General features: G+C 59.2%; 1 protein-coding gene. It reads right to left on the bottom strand.

Translation table 11 applies throughout. The features are described 5' to 3' along the window. Positions 1–22: 22 nt before the first annotated feature. Positions 23–1,381 carry an ISKra4 family transposase gene (locus DJ029_RS21460; RefSeq protein ID WP_112324493.1) on the bottom strand — a complete coding sequence of 453 codons (1,359 nt, stop codon included), beginning with the start codon at positions 1,379–1,381 and terminating at the stop codon, positions 23–25. Positions 1,382–1,443: the final 62 nt, after the last annotated feature.

Below are 1,443 nucleotides of genomic sequence, written 5' to 3'. Positions count from 1 at the left end.
GGGAGTGGGCAAAACCTGGGGGTTATGCGGCTGCTCTTTGGTACGCACCAGTTAGACGGCCGTCGAGAACGGCGGCACGCACAACGGCTACGCGGTGGGCTCCCTTGGGCGACCATCTCATTCGGCGACGTTTTCCCATGCGGGTGTTGCCGATGTCGTCTACGCAGCCCTCAGCCCGGGATGAAGAGATCGGAAGCCCCGCACGGTGCCGCCGACCATAGTCGGTCAGATTGTCCATGTTGTTCGCAAGGTAGGAATAGAGATCCCGGCACCGGGCTTGCACCCGCCGGACGGCTTCAGTTGCCACGCGGTCATCTGTACCCAGCCGGGCGCAATCGACCATCAACCATTGCAGACTGGTCGTGGCAGTCAGGACTTTTCCATGCCACAGGTACCATCGCAGCGCTTCGGCCGGACGTTTGAACAGCATTGGAATGCCGGAGAAGCCCCTGACCTGCAGCAGGCCCTTCACCGCGTTCTCGATGTGCTGAATACGCATCGAAATGTGCCACCAGTCGAGGATGTGACGGACCTTTCCACCGACTGCGCCGCGCACGAGGTTTGGCAGGGCGGGTTCCCCGTCCGAGATCACCGTGACGGTTTTTCCGCGATCCCAACCGAGAGCCCTCAAGTCCTGGCGAAGCTGGCTGGCAGGTGACAGCATCGCCTGTTGAACAAGGCCAAAGCGGCGGCACTTGTCGTGGCTTTCGATCTTGCCCACCACAACATCGAGGTGTCGTTTCTGGTATTCCGGTCTGCATCGGATATGCGCGCCGTCCAAGAAAACCGTCAACGCAGGCGGATCTTCGACGGCCGCCGCAACCACCGGCTCAGTTTGCTCAATGGCGTCGATGTTCCTTGCGACTTTGCCAAGACGGTTGCGCACCGATGTATTCACCTGCTTCGCGCAAGGCACAAAGGTTTCCAAGATTCGTGCCGCTTCCCGGAAAGAATATCGTGCCCCGAGTTCAGCCTGAAGGCGTTGCATTTCCGGGGTCGAGCGGTCCGGAAAAAAGCGAGCGAGAGGCGAAAGCGGTCCGCCTAGGACAACATCGGATTTAGCATTGCAGGCGCAACAGCGAATGCGCGGCGCTTTGACCTTGAACCTGCCGAAAAGTGTGTCGAGCACCCGCGACCGATAATCATGTATAGCCCGTACCCCGTCGCAGTCCGGACAGATCCTGCTGGCTGCGGAAATTTCCTCAATCTGGTCGCGCAGGATCGCATTCTGCAATTGCCGCAGGATGATCTTCGCATCTTCGAGCAACAACCCGAACCCCTCAGGCTGCGTCCGCCGAAACGGGCGGGATAGATAGCCGACACGATGCCGCTTTGTGGTTCCGTTCTCAAATGTTGTCTCGACAATAATCCGCACTTCCATGGCAGTTCCCCTCTTAATGAACCACCAGCATACACAGACACCCCCAGGTTTTGCCCACTCCC

The organism is Oceanibium sediminis, assembly GCF_003265325.1.
Lineage (GTDB): Bacteria > Pseudomonadota > Alphaproteobacteria > Rhodobacterales > Rhodobacteraceae > Halovulum > Halovulum sediminis.
This window is presented reverse-complemented; position numbering and strand designations above follow the sequence as displayed.

Excerpts from the sequence above, each read along its gene's own strand:
- DJ029_RS21460 (WP_112324493.1), bottom strand. The coding sequence starts at position 1,381 with ATGGAAGTGCGGATTATTGTCGAGACAACATTTGAGAACGGAACCACA.